1 protein-coding gene is annotated in these 1,182 nt (G+C 32.6%); it reads right to left on the bottom strand.

The genetic code is table 11. The features are described from left to right. A partial coding sequence (locus BVC87_RS22990; protein WP_143569905.1) for a hypothetical protein occupies positions 1 to 1,159 on the bottom strand: 1,159 nt, incomplete at its 3' end. Between the last annotated feature and the right edge of the window lie 23 nt (positions 1,160 to 1,182).

Consider the following 1,182-nt stretch of genomic DNA (forward strand, 5'->3'; position numbering starts at 1 on the left):
GAACACCTCCTACCCAATAATATACTTTATAGTAATTTGGTTCTTGACCTAATGGTGGTGGGTTATCTACATCATGAAGGAAACTAATTAAAGGTCTATAAAATTTAAGTCTATCTTTTTTATAATTCAACCTTAAATTAGGTGATTCTTTAACATCAGATAACTCTCTATAAGAAATCTTATCAGCGTATTTATATATAAATTCTTCTTCTTTAACAGGACTATAACCTGTTATATTACTATTATCTTTCTTATAATATGTTATTGCCAATGGTTTTCCTCGTAACCATTCATTGTCTGTGGCAGGAGTATATGGATATTCATAAAATTTACCTCCATCACCCATAGCTGTAAATTCATATTCTATTTTCCCTCCACTTCCTTTTGAATTTCCTGCATCTATATACTCTACAACTCTGCTATAACCTACATGGTTTCCTTGATGATAAGTAAGCGGACTACCTGGTCTTGCACCATAAGGATTAAATACAGGGATTTCTAAACCATTAGAAAGAATTGTTTCTATTTTATAATCATAACTTGGTAATGAGAAAATTAATCCACTACTAGCTTCTGGAGATCTGTCGTCTTTAGGCTTGTATTCATAAGTCCTTGTAATAGTTCCATTATCTACACTGTAATTTTCAACTTTTTGTATTCTATTTCCTCCACTATAAATTAAATTTGAAGGAGCATCTGGTTCAGTAGGTTCGTACCAATTTAAATGGACTGCAAAACCTATGGTATAATCATTGGGATCATCTACTCCTACTAAATTTTCCGCTCTTATTTTGTAGTTTCCGGGAGATAATGACTCTATAGGTATATTGTATGAAGGTCTATCCGAATCCGAGAATAACTGAAAAAAAGGACCTCCATTATTACTGACAGGGCTACCATTTTCATTTACAATAGTAATTCTATATTTACAATTGGCTCCCACATATGGATTACTAGCGCTGACCGAACATTGCCCTACATCTCCAATAAAATTAACTCGTACGGTTATTGGTCCTTCATCTGAAGATTTTATAGTAAAAGGATTTTCATACACTCCATAAGAAACTCTAGTATCTACTCCTTTTTTTAAAAAAGCTACTCTGGACTTTACTTTAGGGTTTGGGTTTGCAAAATATAAATCTTTGAAATAATCGGGCATGATAGCTTTATTAGCTTCAAAAG

The organism is Tenacibaculum agarivorans (genome assembly GCF_001936575.1).
Taxonomy (GTDB): Bacteria; Bacteroidota; Bacteroidia; order Flavobacteriales; family Flavobacteriaceae; genus Polaribacter; species Polaribacter agarivorans.